The sequence below is a fragment of the Maribacter litoralis genome (assembly GCF_003075045.1).
GTDB lineage: Bacteria > Bacteroidota > Bacteroidia > Flavobacteriales > Flavobacteriaceae > Maribacter > Maribacter litoralis.
This window is the reverse complement of record NZ_QCZD01000008.1, coordinates 34,526-55,521: the sequence shown is the minus strand read 5'-3', so window position 1 is coordinate 55,521 and position 20,996 is coordinate 34,526. Positions and strand designations below refer to the sequence as shown.

The following is a 20,996-nucleotide window of genomic DNA, read 5'->3' as shown; positions in this document are numbered from 1 at the left end:
ATTCGAATTTCTTCTTTCATGTACTTCGCACTTTTGACTTTGTACTTTGTACTTGTCCTACCCTTTCTCCGCAATCCTCAATATATCTCCAAAAACCCCTCTTGCGGTAACTGCCGCTCCTGCACCTGCGCCTTGAATCACTAACGGATTTTCCCCGTAAGATTCCGTATAAATTTCAATGATGGAATCTGATCCTTTTACCTGCCCCAAAGCACTTTCTTTTGGTACGGAAATCAGTTTTACATCTAACACTCCTTTTTCTTTTTGAAGGTTACCATGTAAATCCCCTACATACCTAAGTACATGATCAGGTTTTTGGTTCTTTTTAATTTCATTGAACTTCGTATCCAAAACATCTAAATGTTCCAAGAAGAAATCAACATCTCCTTCTTGTAATTTTTTAGGTATTAAGTTCTCTATGTTAATATCGGCAAACTCATTATGTAAATCTAACTCGCGCGCCAATATCAATAATTTACGCCCTACGTCATTGCCCGATAAATCTTCTCTTGGATCGGGCTCTGTAAATCCTTTCTGCATCGCATCTTTTAGAATAGACGAAAACGGCACATCTACTTCTGAGAAGGTATTGAATATATAACTTAAAGAACCCGAGAACACCCCTTTAATTCTCGTAATATTTTCACCGGACAAATGCAACAACTTAATGGTATCTATTAACGGTAATCCCGCTCCCACATTTGTTTCGTACAAATACTGTTTCTGATTTTTTTGCAGCTCTTCACGCAACAGTTGATAAAAATCGTAACGTAAGGTATTGGCAATTTTATTGGATGAAACAATATCAAAACCGTGTTCAACAAATTCAAAGTAATTGGCTACAAAGTCTTTGCTCGCCGTATTATCAATAACGATTAAATTCTCTAAATGGTGACGTTTCGCAAAGTCAAAAACATCATCAATTTTATATGATTTCCCTTTTTGCTTTAATTGCGTTTTCCAATTTTTTGCAATGCCTTTCTCGTTCAGCAGTATATTTTTAGAGTTCGCTATACCAAAAACACGAAGATCCAAGCGCTTACGGGTTTTAATGGTTTCTGCAGATTCCAATATCTGGTCTATTAAGGTGCCTCCTACATTGCCATGACCGAAAATGAGGATATTTATTTTCTTACTAATACCGAATACCTGACCATGCATTACGTTCACAGCCTTGTGCAAATCGGACTTTTTAACCACCAAACTCACGTTATTACCAGACACCGTATTATTGAACAACAACGGCACTATTTGGTTTTTGATCAATGCATTGAACGGATTATGAAATGTACTTAAATCTTGACCAACAATAGAGATTATCGAAACATCGTCCATCACCGTAATCATATTTACATCTTTAGACTCAAAATCGTTGCTGAACTCATTTTCTAGCGCCAGTTTTGCTCTTTTTGCCTTGTCTTTCTTTACTACCAGCCCGATACCTCTTTCCGAAGAACCTTGAGAAATAATACTTACACTAATATTACTAGCCTGCAATGCCTTAAATATTCTGGCATCCACACCTACTTTACCTAACAGTCCACGACCTTCAATATTGATCATGGCAACATCTTCTATAACAGAAAGCGATTTAATACCTTCTTTACTAGATTTTGCACTGATCAACGTACCTTCATTATCATCATTGTAGGTATTTAAAATACGTAAAGGAATGTTCTTTTCAATTAGCGGTATTATGGTTTTGGCATGTAAAATAGTAGCCCCAAAATTCGCAAGCTCATTGGCTTCCTCATAAGAAAGGTTTGCCAATCTTTTCGCTTCTGGCACATAATCAGGGTTTGCGGTATAGATACCATCTACATGTGTATAGTTCTGCAACTCTTCGGCATCTAAGAAATTTGCTATCAATGCTGCGGAATAATTACTTCCGTTTCTTCCCAAGGTTGTTGTTTCCCCATCCAGGGTCGATGCTATAAAACCGGTTACCACGGCAACGGTATCCTTAGGAATTTCAGCAAATTTCAACAATACACGTTCTTTCGATTCCGCCTCCAACACCTTGGCATCGCCAAAAGTATCATCGGTTTTTATGAGCTCACGTGTATCTACCAGCTTCGCATTGATGCCTTTACCTATCAACAACTTCGTTACCAATTTCGCGGAGATCAACTCACCGTAGGCAAGTACCTCATCTTTAATTTTCGCACTATAATCACCCAATAAGGAAACACCTTCATATAACTTTGCCAACCCTTTAAATTCAGTAGACAAACTCACATTTTTATAAGCTTGGTTCTGATATTTTTCCAGGGCTTCAAAATCTGCTTTATAATCCTTTCCTTGGGCAGCTTTCTCCAGCATATCTTCCAACTGATCGGTTGCTTTTTCCCTAGCGGATACTACCATGGCTACATTCTCATTGTTCTTGACCTTTTGTGTAACTATATCAAGTACACGTTCTAAACCTTCGCCATTGCTCAGTGACTTACCGCCAAACTTCAAAATCTTGATTTTCTGGATATTACCATTGGTATTAAAAATACCCGTCAGCAATTTCTCCATTTGGTCAAATTCAATCAAAAATGCATCATGCCCGTGTAATGACTGTACTTCACCATAGGTAACATTACTTTTTGCCTGCGCCAGCTGCTTAAACGTATCTTTGTTTTCTTGGGCGGTAAAGAACATATCAGAATCCACCCCTAAAATATGGATATTGGTATCGCTATTTTGTAGTTTGATGAAATTCTCATCACCATCTCTAGTAACATCAATGGTCTTTAATAATTGATTCATCAATTTATAGGCAGATAACTGAAAACGTTCCTGCAGTTTATCGCCATGATGCATTAACCAACTCTCTACATTAAACACCTGCAATTCTTCATTGGTACTTCGCTTAAAGCGTTCTTTAAAGGAAGCCGGAGTTCTATAACACAACATGGCATGCATGCGTGCATCATGTACGGGCTGCTTAGAGTTTACCAAAAACTGTTCTTGAATTTGGCAATTGGCAATTAACCAATCGGTAGATTTCCAATCTGATGCTACAGGTATCAAATGCTCAGTTAAGGTTGGGTGTAAGGCTGCCATTTCCCACGCAATACCTCCACCTAAAGAACCACCGATCAAAGCGAACAAACGTTCTATTTTCAATTGCTCCAAGCCCAATAAGAACATTCTAGCCACATCACCAGCTACAAAATCCTTATAGTTTTCAATCACGAACTTATCATGACCGTTACCGGGAATATTAAATGCCAAAATGGTATACTTATTTGTATCAATACACTTTTCCTCCCCGATCAAGGAAGACCACCAACCATTTTCTCCGGTTACATTTGAGTTACCGGTCAATGCATGGTTCACCAAAATAATAGGTGCTGTATGTAGCTTTTTACCAAATACCTGATATGACAATTGTATATCTTGGGTGATACCGCTTAAGGTCTTATAATTTTTAATCTGTAGTTGATGTAGCATCTAATTTCAAATCAATTTGTGGCTTGGTTTCGGCTGGGTTCAGCCGAAACCAATATTCTTTTTTTCTTAAACCACCGATCACTTAGTCTCCGCTTAGCGACCGGTGGTTTCAGCTTTTACCGTTCCTAAATTAAAGGCTGGCAAATGCCTGTTCTAAATCGGCTTTTAAATCTTCTATATCTTCTAAACCAACTGATAAACGAATTAAATCTTGACCTACGCCCGCTCCTTCTTGCTGCTCTGCAGTCAATTGTTGATGCGTGGTACTTGCTGGGTGAATGATCAGTGATTTGGTATCACCAATATTCGCTAGCAATGAGAATATTTTAGTCGCATCGGTCAACTTCTTAGCAGCTTCAAATCCGCCTTTTACACCAAAAGTAACCAAACCACTTTGTCCTTTTGGCAAGTATTCTTTTGCCAAATCGTTGTACTTATTGCTCTTCAATCCTGGGTAATTTACCCATTCCACTTCCGACCTGCCTTCTAACCATGTTGCTAATTCTAATGCATTTGCACTGTGTTGCTTGATACGTACCGGTAAAGTCTCCAGTCCTTGTATGATTTGGAATGCGTTGAACGGACTCAAGGCTCCACCAAAATCACGCAAGCCTTCCAATATCAGTTTAAACGTAAATGCTGCTGCGCCTAATGCTTCGCTATATACCAAACCATGGTAACCTGCAGAAGGTTCTGTGAATTCCGGGAATTTTCCGTTTGTCCAATCAAAGGTACCAGCATCGATAATAGCACCACCTAACGAGGTTCCTTGTCCGCCAATATATTTTGTCAATGAATGTATCACCAAGTTTGCCCCATGTTCAATTGGGTTTAACAATGATGGAGTAGCTACGGTATTATCGACTATAAATGGAACACCAGCCGCTTTAGATTCTTTTGAGATCGCTTTCAAATCCAACACATCTAACTTTGGATTCCCTAGGGATTCTACGAAAAATGCCCTTGTATTATCTTGAACCGCTTTTCCAAAATTTTCAGGATCAGAAGCATCTACAAAAGTTGTAGTAATACCAAATCTTGGCAAGGTAACGTTCAATAAATTAAAAGTACCCCCGTACAAACTGCTCGACGCCACAATGTGATCACCTGCTTTTAACAAGGTCAATAATCCTGTAGAAATTGCCGCTGTACCCGACGCAAAAACAACCGCACCGATACCACCTTCTACGGCAGCCAATCTATCTTGTAATATTTGGTTTGTAGGGTTGTTTAAACGTGTGTATATAAACCCTAGTTCCTTAAGGGAAAATAAGTTTGCCGCATGATCTGTATCATTAAATACGTATGATGATGTTTGATAGATTGGCACTGCCCTTGTACCACCATTGGTAGTTGTGTCGTGACCTGCGTGTAAAGCGTTTGTTGCTAATTTGTGATTACTCATGATTTTGTTGTTTTTAAAAATTAATCCTTAGGCTACCCTTAGGATGCAAAAAATAAAAAGCCCATCCTAACCACACTTAAAGTGTGAGTAGGTAAAATCAAAAAGTTATAAGAAAGTATTTCGAGAAATTCGATTACTGTTATCCTTCCCCTAAGGGTAGAATGTAGCACCTTCTTTGTGTGGAACAAAGGGTTGCTAAGGTTTCAAAGGGTCTAATCCCTCCACCTTTCTTGATAACTATTCAATACGTGTGTGAACTTTGAGCTACAAATATAAAGGCAGAAAAATGTAAAAACCTAGTATTTTATGAAAAATATATAATTCTAAGCGATGTTGTTAGTTTTCTAAAGTCTTTAAAATTAAAACAAGTGTGGTTTAAAATATGCTACAATATCACTACAGATGAGTTTTTTAAGTAAAAAAAGAGGCAAAGGTGTTCCAAACCTGTTCTCGATACATTTTCGGACTCCGATACTCTGCGCCCAAAAACACTCGAACTGACAAAGCGCTCCATTAATTCAAGCCCTTTACGACTTAAAACGAATGTTACTTCTAGTAGTTTTAAATTGAAACTTTAGCTGTGTATTTAATGGTAAAAAAATATCCAAAGGCACATGTGTTCCAAATCTGCTCTCGATACATTTTCGAACTCCGATACTCTGCGCCCAAAAACACTCGAACTGACAAAGCGTTCCATTAATTCAACCCCTTTACAACTTAAAACGAATGTTACTTCGAGTGGTTTTTACGACCTCTTCGGGAGGAAAAATTGTATCGAGAAGCTTGCTTGCTATAAGTTATTTTTTAAACGTACAATATTTACAACCTGAATAATATAAGAGGTTCTCGATACACTTTCGACCTCATGAAAAATGAGGTCGAAAGCACTCAAACTGACATTCTTACTGAGCGCACCCAACAACCGACAACCAGCAACCAGCAACCAGCAACCAGCAACCAGCAACCAATCTTACTTAATCATCCCAGCACTCTTGTACTTCTCAATATATTGCTGATCTTGCTCTGGGGAGTCTTTGTATTTTTTGCGAAGTGCTACCAAATCTTTCTTCAGCTTTTTAACGGTATCGGCATATGCTGGGTCGTTATAAACGTTGTTCATTTCTTTAGGATCTTTAAGCCTATCATACAATTCCCATTCATCTACGTCATAGTAGAAATGCACCAATTTAAATTCTTTGTTCACGATGCCGTAGTGGCGTTTTACCATATGAACCGACGGGTATTCGTAATACTGATAATACACCGCATCACGTGTCCAATTGTCTTTTTCTCCTTTCAATAACGGAATTAAACTTTCCCCTTGCATATCACTTGGCGGAGTGATGCCTACCGCTTCCAACATGGTTTGTGCAAAGTCTAAATTCTGCACCATTTCATTTTCTACAGAACCAGGTGCCACTACATTTGGCCAACGTACCAATAACGGAGTTTTGAATGATTCGTCATATATGAATCGTTTATCGAACCAACCGTGTTCCCCTAAGTAAAACCCTTGATCAGAGGTGTAAATTACAATGGTATTTTCTGCTAATCCGCTTTCATCCAAATAGTCCAATAATCGACCTACATTATCATCTACCGAAGAAATACTCCCCAAATAATCTTGCATATAGCGCTGGTACTTCCATTTCATTTTCTCGGTATCGTTCATCTTTGGCCAATTGTTGTAGAAGAAGTCATTAATAGAATCTAACACCGGATCGTACAATGCTTTTTGTTCTGCAGTGGCACGGTTATACGGACCATAAAAGCTATTTGGAAATTCTTCTACTACAGGAAAAACCTTCCCCTCCATTTTCGCCAAGGTCTCTGGTCTAATTTTACTATCATGACTATACATCATGTGTGTCAACAAATTCATTTCTGCTGTTTTTGCTGCCGTACCCCTATTGCTGTAATCATCAAATAAGGTTTCCGGCTCAGGGAAAGTTTTTTGTGTAAACACCTTAAACTTATCCGCACGCGGCCACCATGGTCTATGTGGTGCCTTATGCAAGTACATCATCATAAACGGTTCTTCATTTGACGCTTCTTCTTTTAGCCATTCTAACGACACATCTGTAATAATATCGGTTACATACCCTTGTTTGGTAATGGTATCGCCATTGGTGACTATAAAATCAGGATTAATATAATGCCCTTGCCCCGGCAAAATCATAAACTCATCTACCCCTTTTGGGTTGTTCCCAAAATGTAGCTTTCCGAACATGGCTGTCTTATATCCGTTCTTTTTAAATATTTGCGGAAATGTCACCTGTGTAGTATCGAACGGAAAGTAATTATCCACTTTTCCATTAATATGCGTGTGCTTACCTGTTAGAATAGTAGCTCTTGATGGCGCACAGATAGAGTTGGTAACACTGGCATTGGTAAACAACATCCCTTCTTTTGCCAAACGGTCAATATTTGGAGTCTGGAGCAATTTGTCATCATACGCACTAATGGCTTGGTACGCATGATCATCTGACATGATGAAAATGATATTGGGTTTTTTCTTTTTGCTTTTTTGGGCTTTCGCATTAGTAGGTAGCAGGAAAAGTACGCCTGCTAGGACTAGAACTAGTTTTTTCATTTTGGTTGTTGTTGTTTGTTGTTGTTCGTTGTTCGTTGTTCGTTGTTCGTTGTTCGTTGTTCGTTGTTCGTTGTTCGTTAGTAATCCGGAAAAATTAATAATTATTCTTCTTCAAAAAAATCATTATCTAGCTCTTTAATTTCAGAAATATTAAATTAAATTTTCATTTGCTCAATTTGATTTTCTAAGAACATTTGTATTTCAACTTTATGTTTTACATTAACTTTCCCACTATACCTACCTTCCTTTTCCATTCTTTCCGTTTTAGTAAAATCATTGGGAAAAGGAAATCGTCCAGCCCATCGAGTATAGTCCTGATAATTACTTAATAATTCATTTTCTCTTTTTGAAATTTCAATTTTATAAAACTTTATAATATCAAAGTATCCATGACCATCACCTTTCTTTGGACGCCATTTTCTCATAAAATCCTGATAAGATTTAATATCACCTGACAAAATATTATCCCTTTCTTCATATAGTCCACGAGCTTTTAGTATCAGTTCTAAACTAACTCCATACAAAAGCATACACCCACGGAACAAACCTAAAACATGAATTCGTTGAGAATCATCCACCCTTACTTTATTCAATAAAATGGCTTGATCCAGTAAATCGTCTGCCGCCATTTTTAAACTTAAAGAATGCTCTCTATAAGTTTTATAGGAAAGTGACGATTTAATTTCATTATATCTTTTCATATTAAACTAAATGAACGGAATAATTATAATCCTAATCATTTACTGATAACAACTGAATTAACATATTCTTGATTTTTCATCTACTTTATTATGAATTTAAAGCAAATAAATGAGATAACACTCTACTCCAACACAGAAAACTCAATACTAGAATCTGTGAATACGGTATGCGTCTGCGTTTTAAAGTCTTGCTCATCAGCTTCAAATATATTGTCCACATAGGTCTGCGGATTTAAATCTATTAAAGGAAACCACGTACTCTGTACTTGCACCTGTAGCTTGTGCCCCTTTTTAATGGTATGGAACACATCTTGTAACTTTATGGTAACATCGGTCTTTTTATTAGGCACAAACGGCTCTGGCTCGGCAAAACTGTTTCTAAAGCGCCCTCTCAACACCTCGCTACGTACCATTAAATGGTAATTACTCATTTTCAAATGGTCTTGCATGCCTTCGTAGTTTGGTTCATCAGCAGGGTGCACATCTATGATTTTTACGATCCAATCTGCAGCAGAACCTGTAGTCGCTACTTTCAACTTCGCCAAAATATCACCCGCCAAAGTCATATCTTCTTCCATAACCTCGGTCTCAAATACCAAAACATCACCACGGCGAGCTGCAAAACGCTGATCGTCTGTCATATATTTTCTTGGTGTAAATACCGTTTTAATATCTTCAGAATAAGGTACCGGTTTTTTGATATCACTAATAAATTTTACTTCCTCTACTCCTCTGGGTTCAGCGGTCAGTTCTTGATCGGAAGACAAATACATGTCTTTTTTCACTACACCCGCCGGTGGCCATGTGTCATAGGTCTTCCAATCTTTTCTACCGGTATCAAAAACATAGGCTTCAGGCAGCCCACTATTTTTATCCCCATCTCCCTTTAAGAAATGATCGAAGAACTTTGTTTCTATATTTTCTTGGAAAAACTCAGAAATACCGTCACCAAAGTAATAATTACCCACGGTATTCTGCCCTTTTCTTCGTGCCCAGCCACCGTGATCCCAAGGTCCAAAAACTAAAGTGTTGTAATTTTCGGAATTATATTTTTCAATGTTCTTATAGGTTTCTAAAGGTCCGTACAAATCTTCGGCATCGAACTCGCCAGCCACCACCATAGTAGCTACAGTTGGTTTTACATCCTTTAAATGCTGAATCAACCCTCGGCTTTGCCACATTTCATCATAATTAGGGTGTTCTTTAAGCTCGTTCCAGAAATAATCATCGGTAACCCCTTCTTTTGCCATACGCGGCGTGTCAGCAGTTTCGTATTCAAAAAAACGGTCTAAATTCTTTAGCGGACCTTCATCTAAAAAGAATTGATACTGATCTTCAGTTGGTAAATCGGGCAATGTATACCATGCCGTATCTATCGGTTTATCTCCGTCCGGTCTTGGTGTCCCAAATAATGATGTAGCCCTAAAATAGCTCAACAAATACGCTCCGTTATGGTGAAAATCATCAAAAAAGAAATCGGCAATACTTGCCTGTGGGGAAGCTGCCTTTAATGCTGGGTGAGCATCGACCACAGCATAGGTAGAGTAAAAACCAGGATAGGAAATTCCCCAAATACCTACATTACCATTATTGTTTTCTACATTATTTACCAACCACTCTATAGTATCGTAAGTATCTGAACTTTCATCAATATCTTGTTCGGTTTTTTTATTGGGAATATAGGCACGCATATTCTCATAGTGACCCTCGCTTAACCAACGGCCACGCACATCTTGATAGACAACGATATAACCATCTTGCATCATATGGATATTAGGACCAATCTTTGTTTTGTAATTACCCTCGCCGTAAGGTTTAGAACTATACGGGGTTCTTTGCATGATAATAGGATATTCTTTTGAGGTATCTTTTGGCGAATAAATGGTAGTATGCAGTTTAATACCATCTCGCATGGTGATATCTACTTCCTTTTTGTTGTAGTTATCTTCTACATAAGTATCAGAGACTTCTGCATTGGCTGTTTTAGGAGCAGTTTTTCTACAGGAAATTAAAACTGTAGCTAATAAAATAAGCGTGAATAATTGTTTGATTGTAAACTTTGGCATGTCTTAAAGGTTTGAAGTCTTAAAGCTAAGAAAGTTTACCTGTGTACGGAATAAAATTGAACCGAAATATGTTAATTTAACTGTTGACCTTAACTGGCATATTTCAGGTTGAAACAATGCATGAAGAGATGAACCACAATAATTAAAAAAGGTGGTAACGTATATTAAAAATAAGTTTTGATAGGTGATTGGCCGTTTACTTCTTTCTATGGTGAAAAGAGAGAAGCAATCGCATTTAGATCATAAACAATTTTCTCATGAGCATGATTACGCCCGAGAAAAAATCGCTTTTGTATTCTTCAATAGTGGTCTCTTTTAGTAGTTGGTCTTTCATCAATATAGTGTTTAGTGGTTCTAAATTTAATTAGAAAAAGGAATTAAAACAACTGTTTCAATATTTTCTATAGATTTTTCAATTTTGAATTCCGGATTCACTTCTACGGAACGATATTCAAATTTTATAGTATCTAAAACTACAAATTCAGAAATAAGGTCTGTGTCTTTTGCACACGATTGAAACAATGCGCATAATAAAATAGCTAAGAGAAATCGGGGGATTTTAAGCATGGCATTCGTAGGTTAAGTTTATTATTTAAATAGGTTTTTAAAAGACAAAGACACTTTAAACAATGTGGAACATAAGCCGACTTTTGGGACTTCGACCAATATTTACATTGTATATTTCTTTGTTATTGTACTAGCATGACCTTCATCTTTTTTCTTGGTAAAATTTGGGGATTCACCAATAATTACATTTCAAATATATGTAATACTTTTCCTACAAAATAATTTATGTGGTCAACACACTATAAGTTGTTGTGAATGTGTGTTAATTGGTTTGTGAGAAAAATATAACCTACTTTACTCCTTAAACATTTCAAAAAGGCGGATATGATTTTAAATGTGGTATAGTCAATGGCGATAAAGACACACTTTCTACTTTAAATAGTATGATATTTCAATTGAAAGCATACCACAAAAAAAACCTGAGAAACTAGTTTCTCAGGTTTTTCCATTAATTAAAAATGTCTTCACAATTTAGAGACAATCAATTATTTTATGTTCTAATCTTACAATTCTAAAACTGCATTTTCAGAACCTGCATAATCATTCCATTGGTAACGATCAGCTTCACTTTCGTTTATATATTCTCCATCAACAATGTATTTGAATTCATATGAACTCTCTTTTGGCAGATCAAAAGTACCCTTAAACAAACCATTCTTTTGTTTCTTCAACGCACTCTTTTTAGCATTCCAATTATTGAAATCACCTACTACAGCTACCTTTTTTGCATTGTCCGCAGGTACTGTAAAAGTAACCTTACAGACTGGTTTTGTTTTTAAATATTTTTTTGCAATTGCCATGATAATGAATTTAATATTTAAAGCAAAACTAGCATAATAAACTACTCATTTCCAATGAGTAAGATATTTTTATCAAATCCTTATTATTTATACCTTTTAGAAACCAAGAATGAAAAAAAATCCTACAAAATTACTTTATTAATAATCTATATTATTCTTCTTTTAAAATTTTTACTATCGCATCTATTTCAGCAATTGTATTATAAAAATGAAAGCTTAAACGCACACCATCACCTCGCTGTGCACAGAATACATCATTGTCTTTTAATTTTTGAAAAGTAGCTTCGTTTGCCTTGATATTAAAAATAGTACTATGCTTTTTTCTCTCTACTATCTGATCGGACAATAGACCTAATTTTTCAAATTCAGCCTTGGCCTTTACCGATAGTTTTTTATTATGCTCGGTAATTTTATCCATACCAATTCTCTGAAAAAATTCAATGGAAAACTTTAAACTACCAAAATTCAATGAGGGAAGATGACCAGGCTCAAATTGTTTTGCGAACCTAATTGCGTCCTTTTTTTCATAATTTCCATCAGCGGCGTTGAAACCAATAGAATTCAAACTGATTTTATCCTTAATTTCATCAGAGAACAACATAAAACCATTTCCATAGCCTGCCAATAGCCACTTATAGGCACTAGCACCCAATACATCGATACCCGAATTATCAAAATCAAAATTAGTACTACCACAGAACTGAGTGCCATCGGCTATAATAATAAGTTCTGGAAACTGCTTTTTTAAATCTTTTAGAAAATCAAGTTCTATAGCAAAACCATCTAGCCACTGTACAAGACTAAATGCCAAAACATCAATCTTTGAACTCTTGACCACTTCAAGAATTTGCTGTTCTAACTTTACGGACGTTGGAACATACGTTATGTCAAATCCCCTTTTTTCAAAACTCCAATTTAGGGAAGGGTAATCATTTTCTATAAGCAACACTTTCTTCTCAACAGCTAAGCCTTCTAAAAAAACATTGAGTGCCGAAGAAAAATTACTGACCAAGGCCACGTTCTCTCGTTTACAATTAAAAAAGCTGCCAACCGCAGAACGTGTTTCTGAAATGACCTTTAATGATTTCTCACGCATATCACTACCATACAGTAAAAAATCTAAATCATGTTCTTGTCGCCAATCTAACAAAGAATCATATAATGGTCCGTACACTGCTGTATTCGCATAAATTCCTTTTCTTAAAACGGGAAATTCTTTTCTAATTTTTTCCATGGGTTATAGGGTATAATACAATTCATGTATCTTTATATCAAAGATAGGAAGAGTATGTTTTCTAGAAATAAAAACACCTCCAAATTAGATTTAGAGCAACATGAGCTGTTAGAACATGCTCAAAAAAGAGTACGTCAAAAAAAGCGACTTTATACTCATTTCGTAATCTTTTTGGTAGGTAGTGTCTTTTTGGTACTGATAAATAAAATACTAAAATACGGGCAAGAATATAACTGGTTTGTTTGGGCAATTACTTTTTGGGGCTTTTTATTTGTCTTACATGTTTTCAATGTATTTATCACCAATAAATTTATGGATAAGGATTGGGAACGTTCTCAACGTGAAAAACTAGTGGAAAAACAAAAGCAACGTATTTCTAAAATGGAAAAGGAAATTGAAGAAGAAATGCCACTTCCTACAGCTTTGGAAATTGAACCTAAAAAAAAATTGCATTGAGAACACTTATAATGATAGCTGCAGCGGCAGAAAACAATGCCTTGGGCAAAGACAATAATTTACTTTGGCATTTGCCAGACGACTTTAAACGTTTTAAAAGATTAACTTCTGGCCACAAAATAATTATGGGCAGAAAAACGTATGAAAGTTTCCCTAAACCATTACCCAACAGAACCCACATCATTATAACAAGAGATAAAGAGTACAGCACTGAATATGACGAATGTATTGTAGTTCACTCTTTAGATGAAGCCATTGATCTTGTAAAAAATGAAATTGCATTTATCATTGGTGGCGGCGAAATCTATAAACAAGGCGAAAAGAAATCTGATAAAATAGAGCTAACACGTGTACATGGTGTTTTTGAAGATGCAGATACATTCTTTCCAGAAATTGATGAAAATTACTGGATGTTGACCACACAGGAATTTCACCCTGTAGACGAAAAACACGACCTTTCTTTTACATATTTAACCTATGTGAAAAAGGATGACGCCCTTAAAAATCTCTAGAGAGCACAGAATATACTGCGTCTGATTTTTTTAAAATTTTTGAAAGTACCTCTTCATCTCCATTAGTATAAAATTGATGAGAACCTATTTTTGTAGCTGTTGTTCGCAAGTTATTATTTTCTAACACAGATTTAGTTTGCCTAGCAACAGCTTCACCAGAATCTATAACGGTAACGTGTTCTGGCAACATTTTTCTCAAAAGAGGAATTAGATATGGGTAATGCGTACAGCCCAAGACAAGGTAATCCATACCTTGATCTAGCATTGGCTTAATATAACTTTCTAAAAGAAGATAAAGCTCTGTACTTTCCAATTGACCATTTTCGATCATTTCAACTAACCCCGTGCCTCTTTGTTCAATAACAGTAATGCCCGCTGCATGGTTTTTTGAGGTGCTATGAAATAAACTGCTAGACAAAGTTCCTTTAGTGGCCAAGATTCCAATAATTTTAGACTTGGTATTAATAGCTGCTGGTTTTATCGCAGGTTCGATGCCAATAAATGGTACATGGTAGTTTGTTCTTAAATAGGATATGGCATTTGTCGTTGCCGTATTACAGGCAACGACAATTAGCTTACAATCTTTGTTCAATAAGTATTCTGTATTTTTGATGCTAAGCTCTAAAATACGCTCCTCAGATTTCTCGCCATATGGAGCATTCTTGCTATCTGCCAAATAAATACAACTTTCATGTGGCAAAAGTTCTTGAATTTCACCCCAAATAGATGTTCCTCCGATTCCCGAGTCAAAAATACCTATACGCCTATCATCCATATTATTTTAATACCTCAGTTATAGGCTTTCCAGTAGTTCCATTTGGAAAAGAAATACCTAACAATGCCGATATTGTAGGAGCAATATCAGGAATTTCTGTTCTATTAATCGTTGAACCTGCTTTTACCCCCTTACCATAAAACAATAATGGGGCATGTGTATCATAAATTTGAGGCGACCCATGAGTAGACCCCGTTGAGCTATAAGAAATATATCCTGGCTTTAAAACTATCAATACGTCACCGGATCTTTTTTGATTGTAACCATTTTGTAAAATATACGGTATACCAGATGTATAATTATTACTCCACATTTGATTCGCAGTATACACTCTATCAATAGCATCATAACCCAATACCTCTTGAGCAATTTCAACTTGTACCTCTGCCAAGCTAAGATCTAGATTCTTTATAATTTTATGATCTAAGAAGATTTGATCATTAGAGTAATTTTTAACTATATCTACTGTGCTATATTTATACTGCAAAAATTCGTTTAACCTCTTTTTGTTCGCAGCTGTATCAACATAACCAGATGGTATTTTTTCACTCTTTAAATAAGTAGGTACCTCAACAGCACCATGATCCGCGGTTAAGAACATTGTGTACTCCCCTTCTCCCACATTTTTATCCAAGGCTTTGAACAATCTAGCAATATCTTCATCTAGCCTTAAGTAGGTGTCTTGAATTTCTTTAGAATTAACACCAAACATATGTCCAACATAATCGGTGCTTGAAAAACTTACAGCTAAAAAATCGGTGATATCATCTGTGCCTAATCTTTCTTGTTTTAATGCCTCAATAGCAAAATCTGTAGTCAATGAATTTCCAAATGGAGTTGCTTTTATAATATCAAAACTTTTGGTCTTATCTAACAGCTCAGCCGGTTTGTGAGGAAATGAAGTAGCGTTTTCTCCATCAAATTTACCTTCAAATAGGTTGTTATCGGTTCCGCTTTCCTTATACTCACTAATATCCCTTAAGGTATTCCATTCTCTTTTATATGATTGCGCTTTACCAGATGCATTAAAATCACTTACCCATTTAGGCAATTGATCCATATAGAATGTGCTTGTTATCCACTTACCTTCATCGGCTCCATGAAACCAATATGCTGCGTTGGCGGTATGTCCACCAGGTAATACCGCACCCCTATCTTTTAATGCAATAGCTATTGTTTTCCCTTGCATTTGCGTATGTAATCGTAATTCATCCGTTATGGTGGTCACCGTCATTCTATGTGGAGACATTTTACCCGCATTTGCAGTTGTCCCTACAGATGAGTATGTATCATCACTAGCACAATATACGCTAGTATCGGTTTCTTTATCATACCAATTATTTCCAATTATACCATGTACAGATGGTGATGTACCGGTATATACAGAGGTGTGCCCAGGACCTGTACTTGTAGGTGCATAGTTAAAATGATTGTTTTTGCAATTGAAACCTTCTTCAACCAATCTTTTAAATCCGTCATCGCCAAATTGATCATAAAATCGTGTTAGGTAATCATATCGCATTTGATCCACTACTACGCCTACAACTAATTTAGGTTTCACCCTTAACAAATCATCACTTACATTGTCTTTATTCTTCTTTTGTGCGGTTAAGCCGCTCGCTACCAATAAGGTTCCGACAAATAAGGAAGTAATAAAATATTTTTTCATTTTCATTCGTGTTAGATTGAAGCACAAATGTAAATAATTTACCTCTTTAAAGATTAAACCGAGGTTAAATCAGGTCCTTTATTGTTATTTTTACGGTAAGATTTTTATTTTTAATAAATGAACTATTTAGCATCTATAGGAAGCTATGCCATTATGATCCGTGAGGTTTTTAAAAAGCCTACGAAATGGAGAATAATGAGGTCTCTTATATTCAAGGAAATAGATGAACTAATTTTTAGCTCTTTAGGTATCATCATATTTATTTCCTTTTTTATTGGTGCCGTTGTAGCCATACAAACAGCACTTAATCTCACCAACCCATTAATACCACGAAATTTAATTGGTTTCGCTACAAGGCAATCGGTTATTTTAGAATTTGCCCCAACTTTTGTTTCCATAATTATGGCCGGTAAGGTGGGATCATATATTACCTCAAGTATTGGTACAATGCGTGTAACGGAGCAGATAGATGCTTTAGAAGTTATGGGTGTTAATTCTTTGAACTACTTAGTTTTTCCAAAAATAATTGCAATGTTATTTTACCCTTTTGCCATTGCAATTTCAATGTACGTTGGAATTTTCGGTGGATGGATGGCAGGTGTTTTTGGAGGATTCTTAACGAGCGAAGATTTTAATACGGGATTACAATCTGACTTTGTTCCATTTCACATAGCGTATGCATTTGTCAAAACTTTAATTTTTGCTTTTGTTATTGCCACCGTACCTTCATTTCATGGTTTTTATATGAAGGGTGGAGCATTGGAAGTAGGTAAAGCAAGTACTACATCGTTCGTATGGACGAGTGTTGTGATTATTATTTTAAACTACATATTAACCCAACTTTTATTAGGATAATGATAGACGTACAAAACATACACAAATCTTTTGGCGATGCTCATATCCTTAAAGGTATTTCTACCACTTTTGAAAAAGGAAAAACCAATTTGATCATTGGTCAGAGTGGTTCTGGTAAAACGGTATTTTTAAAATGTCTCTTAGGTCTTTTCGAGCCCGAAGAAGGTGGTATAGCTTACGATGGAAAATTATATGCAGATCATACCGATGACGAAAAGCGCGATTTACGTCAAGAAATGGGTATGGTTTTTCAAGGCAGTGCTCTATTTGATAGTATGACGGTTGAAGGTAATGTAATGTTTCCTTTAGAGATGTTTACAAATCAATCGAAGTCTGAAATGCAAGAAAGGGTAAATACGGTTTTAAAAAGAGTAAACCTGGTAGATGCACATCACAAATTCCCCTCAGAAATATCTGGTGGTATGCAAAAACGTGTAGCTATAGCCCGTGCAATTGTAATGAATCCGAAATATCTTTTTTGTGACGAACCTAATTCTGGCCTTGATCCCAAAACTGCTATTCTTATAGATAATTTAATTAAAGAAATTACCGAAGAATATAATATCACTACCGTAATCAATACGCATGATATGAACTCGGTTATGCAAATTGGCGAGAAGATTATTTTCTTAAAAGACGGACTTCTAGAATGGGAGGGCACTAAAAATGAAATTTTTAAGACTGATAATGAATCGGTTACCAATTTTGTATACTCATCTGATCTCTTTAAAAAGGTACGTCAAATGTACATTCAAGAACAAAACTAGTCTTTGGGCATTTCCTTAATCTGAATATTCTTATTATTCAACCTAAGTCTTAACCATTCTTGAAGTTTAGACATATCCTTAACCGTTTCTGCTCTTTTAGCTTCTTTTTTCCAAGTAACTTCGAACAAAGGAATACTATCAGTTTTCGTGAAATCTGTCGAAATTAAATAAGCATAACCCAATCGCTCTAAATTCTCGTAATTTGTCTTAGCCTCAAGACTAATTTCCTTGAAAGGAATTTGATTAGAAGATATCTGATTTAAACGCATCAGTTCATTTTCTAAAAGCTGTATTTTCTCATCCTTACTGGTTAAAATACTCTTTTGAGACTCGTACAACTCGTTTACATACTTAAGTTCATTCGCTTCTTCACTTCTAGACCCTTGTACCACAGCAAGCTCAACATCTGAAAGTTGTTTATATTCAGACATCTGATTTCGCCAAGTAGCGATTACATTATCAGGTATCCCATCATTCCCCATAAAAAATAACTCGATTTTTGAGTTACCCTCATCATTATAGACCACCTCACTAAAATCTTTTAAGAATTTACCTTCGCCAGCAAACTGATAAGGCTCAATTTTTTCAGTGATGAAGGCTTCTGCATCCCTATTGAACAATGACTTTTTAAAAACATTATAAAACGTAAAACCTGCAGGTATCATGACCAATATTGCCAATAAGGAGGCTAACCTAGCTATTAGTTTTCTTCGCTGTGAGTTAACATAGCGCACCATTGGAAAACGTAAAAGTTTTATGACCAAAAAGGTTGCCAATGCTATAAAAATTGTATTAATAATAAAGAGGTACATTGCACCAGATGCATAACCCCAATTACCAATAGCCAAACCAAAACCAACTGTACACAATGGCGGCATTAAGGCAGTAGCAATAGCCACACCAAAAATTACGCTGGCAATAGTACCTTTTTTTGCACGTGCAATTACCAGTGCCAAACCACCAAAGAAAGCGATCAACACATCTCTAATATCTGGTTCTGTTCTCGCTAAAAGTTCTGAAGACTCATCCCTTAAAGGAAAAAAACGATAAAATAAATAAGCTGTTATAACACTCAGAACCACCATTACGGCAAAGTTCTTTAATGATCTTTTTAAGGTATCGATATCATTAATTGCAACGGACATTCCTATTCCTAAAATAGGACCCATAAGTGGTGATATTAACATGGCACCGATGACAACGGCAGTAGAGTTGGCATTTAACCCTATAGATGCAATAAATATAGAACAGATCAAAATCCAAGATGTGTGCCCCTTAAATGGAATATCGGCAATAATAGCTTCTTTTGTTGCCTGCTGATCGGTGTTGGTTCTAATATCCAACAACTCAGAAAGGAACTTTTTTACACTACCTAAAAGACCTTGAAAGTCTTTTTTCACTTCATCACCTCCACCACCTTCGTTACTGGTTGGGGTAATATTATCTTGATTAAGATTGTTCTCCATATTTAAGCGAATTCATCACCGAAGGTATCTTTTACCTTATTTAAAACCTGTTTGATATCTTGTTCTTTTGTCTTAGGATAAATTAATAGAACTTCATCTTTATCAACTATAATATAATCATTTAGTCCGTCAACAACGACAACCTTTCCGGCTTTGGACCTGATCATATTTCCGCTAGCATCTTCTACCAGTACTTTCGAGTTGACAACCGCATTATTGTTTTCGTCTTTATCCAACTTATCGTATAAAGAACCCCATGTACCTAAATCATTCCAATCAAATGTAGCTTCTTTTACATAAATTGCTTCAGAGTTTTCTAAAATTGCATAATCAATAGAAATATTCTCAGCCTTAGGATAGTTCTCAGATATAAACTTCTTCTCGTCATCAGTATTATAGCACACTAAACCGTCTCTAAACAATGCATATTGCTTAGGTTGAAAATTTTGAAATGCGTTCACTATAGTTTTGGCACTCCACATGAATATACCGGCATTCCATAGAAAATTGCCTTGTGCTAAAAAATCTTTTGCTGTTTCATAATCTGGCTTCTCTCTAAACTGATTTACTTTTTTTATAGGAGCCGTATCTTTCTTGTTGTATTCTATATAACCAAAACCTGTATTTGGAAAAGACGGTTTTATACCCAAGGTACATAATACATCTTCGCTTTCGCATTTTTTAAAACATGCCGTTACATCTTTGGCAAAAGCCTCTTCATCTTCGATCCAGTGGTCACTTGGAGCAACGATCATTACCGCATCTTCATTCATTTTTTGAATTTTCAATGCCGCATATAAAATACATGGTGCCGTATTTCTCATTGCAGGCTCAAGAACAACTTGTTCTTGTTTTACCATTGGCAACTGCTCCAAAACTAAATCATTATAACGCTCATTGGTAAGAATCAAAATATTTTCCGTAGGCACAAATTTATTCAACCTTTGAAATGTTTTCTGTATAAGCGTATCACCTGTACCCAACATATCATGAAATTGTTTTGGGTTCTCACTTGTACTAATTGGCCAAAATCTAGATCCTACTCCTCCAGCCATTAAAACGGCGTAATAATTTTTATTCATGTCAGCTTTTTATTAATTCTACTTCTGCATTAGGTTGAAAAAGAAATACCCTTCCCGAAGATACCTCAATACACTCGTAACGCTTGGTTCGCTTATTACCTTTCTTAAAAAGTTTACCATTATAAATGCGAAAAACACATCCTATTGGTAATTCGTAAACGTAAGATTTATCTGATTGTTGTTCGTCGAACTGTTTTAAAGCTATTGATAAGCGTGCGTCTGTACTACTACTAGCTTTAGGGTTCTTAAAGTGATTTGCCAACAAGGGCAATAATTGAGAAGGAAAAATCTCTGGACGGATAAATGGAAGCATCAAATATTGAAATGTTTTTTTCCATTCAACACCATGTGGCTTTATATTTCTACCATACTTCTCAAAAGCAATTAAGTGGGCAATCTCGTGTATTAAAGTAATTAAGAACCGATATTTATTTAATGAAGCATTAACCGTAATCTGATGTTTACCATCTTTTCTTCTTCTATAGTCTCCATGCCTTGTTACACGCTCATTTACAATTTTTAAATGCACCTGACTATCCTTAATTAGTTCAAAACATGGACTAACCGCCAATTCTGGAAGATATTTAGCTAACGTTTGCTGCAT

17 protein-coding genes and 1 riboswitch are annotated in these 20,996 nt (G+C 35.9%); of the genes, 4 read left to right on the top strand and 13 right to left on the bottom strand.

Going from position 1 to position 20,996, the window contains the following annotated elements; genetic code table 11:
* Positions 1-57: 57 nt before the first annotated feature.
* The 8 genes from thrA to DCS95_RS19300 all read right to left on the bottom strand — a co-directional run bounded on the left by thrA (position 58) and on the right by DCS95_RS19300 (position 12,810).
* Positions 58-3,444 (bottom strand): bifunctional aspartate kinase/homoserine dehydrogenase I, encoded by a 3,387-nt coding sequence (gene thrA / locus DCS95_RS19335; RefSeq protein WP_116772444.1) that lies wholly within the window; start codon positions 3,442-3,444, stop codon positions 58-60.
* 130 nt (positions 3,445-3,574) lie between these two features.
* Positions 3,575-4,849 carry an O-acetylhomoserine aminocarboxypropyltransferase/cysteine synthase family protein gene (locus tag DCS95_RS19330; protein WP_116772443.1) on the bottom strand — a complete coding sequence of 425 codons (1,275 nt, stop codon included), beginning with the start codon at positions 4,847-4,849 and terminating at the stop codon, positions 3,575-3,577.
* 136 nt (positions 4,850-4,985) lie between these two features.
* Positions 4,986-5,089: riboswitch (SAM riboswitch) on the bottom strand.
* Between the two features lie 730 nt (positions 5,090-5,819).
* Positions 5,820-7,442, bottom strand: a complete 1,623-nt coding sequence (locus tag DCS95_RS19325) for a sulfatase family protein (RefSeq protein ID WP_116772442.1) — start codon at positions 7,440-7,442, stop codon at positions 5,820-5,822.
* Between the two features lie 155 nt (positions 7,443-7,597).
* Complete coding sequence (locus tag DCS95_RS19320) at positions 7,598-8,143, bottom strand: hypothetical protein (RefSeq protein ID WP_116772441.1); 546 nt, start codon at positions 8,141-8,143, stop codon at positions 7,598-7,600.
* Positions 8,144-8,265: 122 nt separating this feature from the next.
* On the bottom strand, positions 8,266-10,209 hold the full coding sequence (locus DCS95_RS19315) for a CocE/NonD family hydrolase (protein ID WP_208630774.1): 1,944 nt from the start codon (positions 10,207-10,209) through the stop codon (positions 8,266-8,268).
* 360 nt (positions 10,210-10,569) lie between these two features.
* Entirely contained in the window at positions 10,570-10,776 is a 207-nt protein-coding gene (locus DCS95_RS19310) for a hypothetical protein (protein ID WP_116772440.1), read from the bottom strand.
* Positions 10,777-11,279: 503 nt separating this feature from the next.
* Positions 11,280-11,576 carry an isoamylase early set domain-containing protein gene (locus DCS95_RS19305; protein WP_116772439.1) on the bottom strand — a complete coding sequence of 99 codons (297 nt, stop codon included), beginning with the start codon at positions 11,574-11,576 and terminating at the stop codon, positions 11,280-11,282.
* Between the two features lie 151 nt (positions 11,577-11,727).
* Positions 11,728-12,810 carry an aminotransferase class V-fold PLP-dependent enzyme gene (locus DCS95_RS19300; RefSeq protein WP_116772438.1) on the bottom strand — a complete coding sequence of 361 codons (1,083 nt, stop codon included), beginning with the start codon at positions 12,808-12,810 and terminating at the stop codon, positions 11,728-11,730.
* Between the two features lie 54 nt (positions 12,811-12,864).
* Between DCS95_RS19300 and DCS95_RS19295 the strand changes: the two genes are divergently transcribed.
* Positions 12,865-13,266 (top strand): 2TM domain-containing protein, encoded by a 402-nt coding sequence (locus DCS95_RS19295; RefSeq protein ID WP_116772437.1) that lies wholly within the window; start codon positions 12,865-12,867, stop codon positions 13,264-13,266.
* An 11-nt stretch (positions 13,267-13,277) separates the two neighbouring features.
* Positions 13,278-13,778, top strand: coding sequence for a dihydrofolate reductase (locus tag DCS95_RS19290; protein WP_116772436.1), 501 nt, complete (start codon positions 13,278-13,280; stop codon positions 13,776-13,778).
* Here the strand turns inward: DCS95_RS19290 and murI are convergent.
* The gene (gene murI / locus DCS95_RS19285; RefSeq protein WP_116772435.1) at positions 13,765-14,553 is read right to left on the bottom strand and encodes a glutamate racemase; all 789 of its coding nucleotides are present in this window, start codon (positions 14,551-14,553) and stop codon (positions 13,765-13,767) included. The two genes, DCS95_RS19290 and murI, sit on opposite strands and share 14 nt — an antisense overlap.
* Before the next feature lies 1 nt (position 14,554).
* On the bottom strand, positions 14,555-16,228 hold the full coding sequence (pafA, locus tag DCS95_RS19280; RefSeq protein ID WP_425269170.1) for an alkaline phosphatase PafA: 1,674 nt from the start codon (positions 16,226-16,228) through the stop codon (positions 14,555-14,557).
* 111 nt (positions 16,229-16,339) lie between these two features.
* Here pafA and DCS95_RS19275 point away from each other — a divergent pair, with 111 nt between their 5' ends.
* Entirely contained in the window at positions 16,340-17,077 is a 738-nt protein-coding gene (locus DCS95_RS19275) for an MlaE family ABC transporter permease (RefSeq protein ID WP_116772434.1), read from the top strand.
* Positions 17,077-17,844, top strand: coding sequence for an ABC transporter ATP-binding protein (locus tag DCS95_RS19270; protein ID WP_116772433.1), 768 nt, complete (start codon positions 17,077-17,079; stop codon positions 17,842-17,844). Before DCS95_RS19275 ends, DCS95_RS19270 begins: the two co-directional genes overlap by 1 nt.
* Here DCS95_RS19270 and DCS95_RS19265 read toward each other — a convergent pair.
* The 3 genes from DCS95_RS19265 to DCS95_RS19255 are packed head-to-tail and all read right to left on the bottom strand — an operon-like array spanning position 17,841 to position 20,996.
* Entirely contained in the window at positions 17,841-19,310 is a 1,470-nt protein-coding gene (locus DCS95_RS19265; protein ID WP_116772432.1) for a DUF389 domain-containing protein, read from the bottom strand. The two genes, DCS95_RS19270 and DCS95_RS19265, sit on opposite strands and share 4 nt — an antisense overlap.
* A gap of 2 nt (positions 19,311-19,312) precedes the next feature.
* Positions 19,313-20,392, bottom strand: a complete 1,080-nt coding sequence (locus DCS95_RS19260) for a mannose-1-phosphate guanylyltransferase (RefSeq protein WP_116772431.1) — start codon at positions 20,390-20,392, stop codon at positions 19,313-19,315.
* A 1-nt stretch (position 20,393) separates the two neighbouring features.
* Positions 20,394-20,996, bottom strand: a complete 603-nt coding sequence (locus tag DCS95_RS19255; protein ID WP_116772430.1) for a SprT-like domain-containing protein — start codon at positions 20,994-20,996, stop codon at positions 20,394-20,396.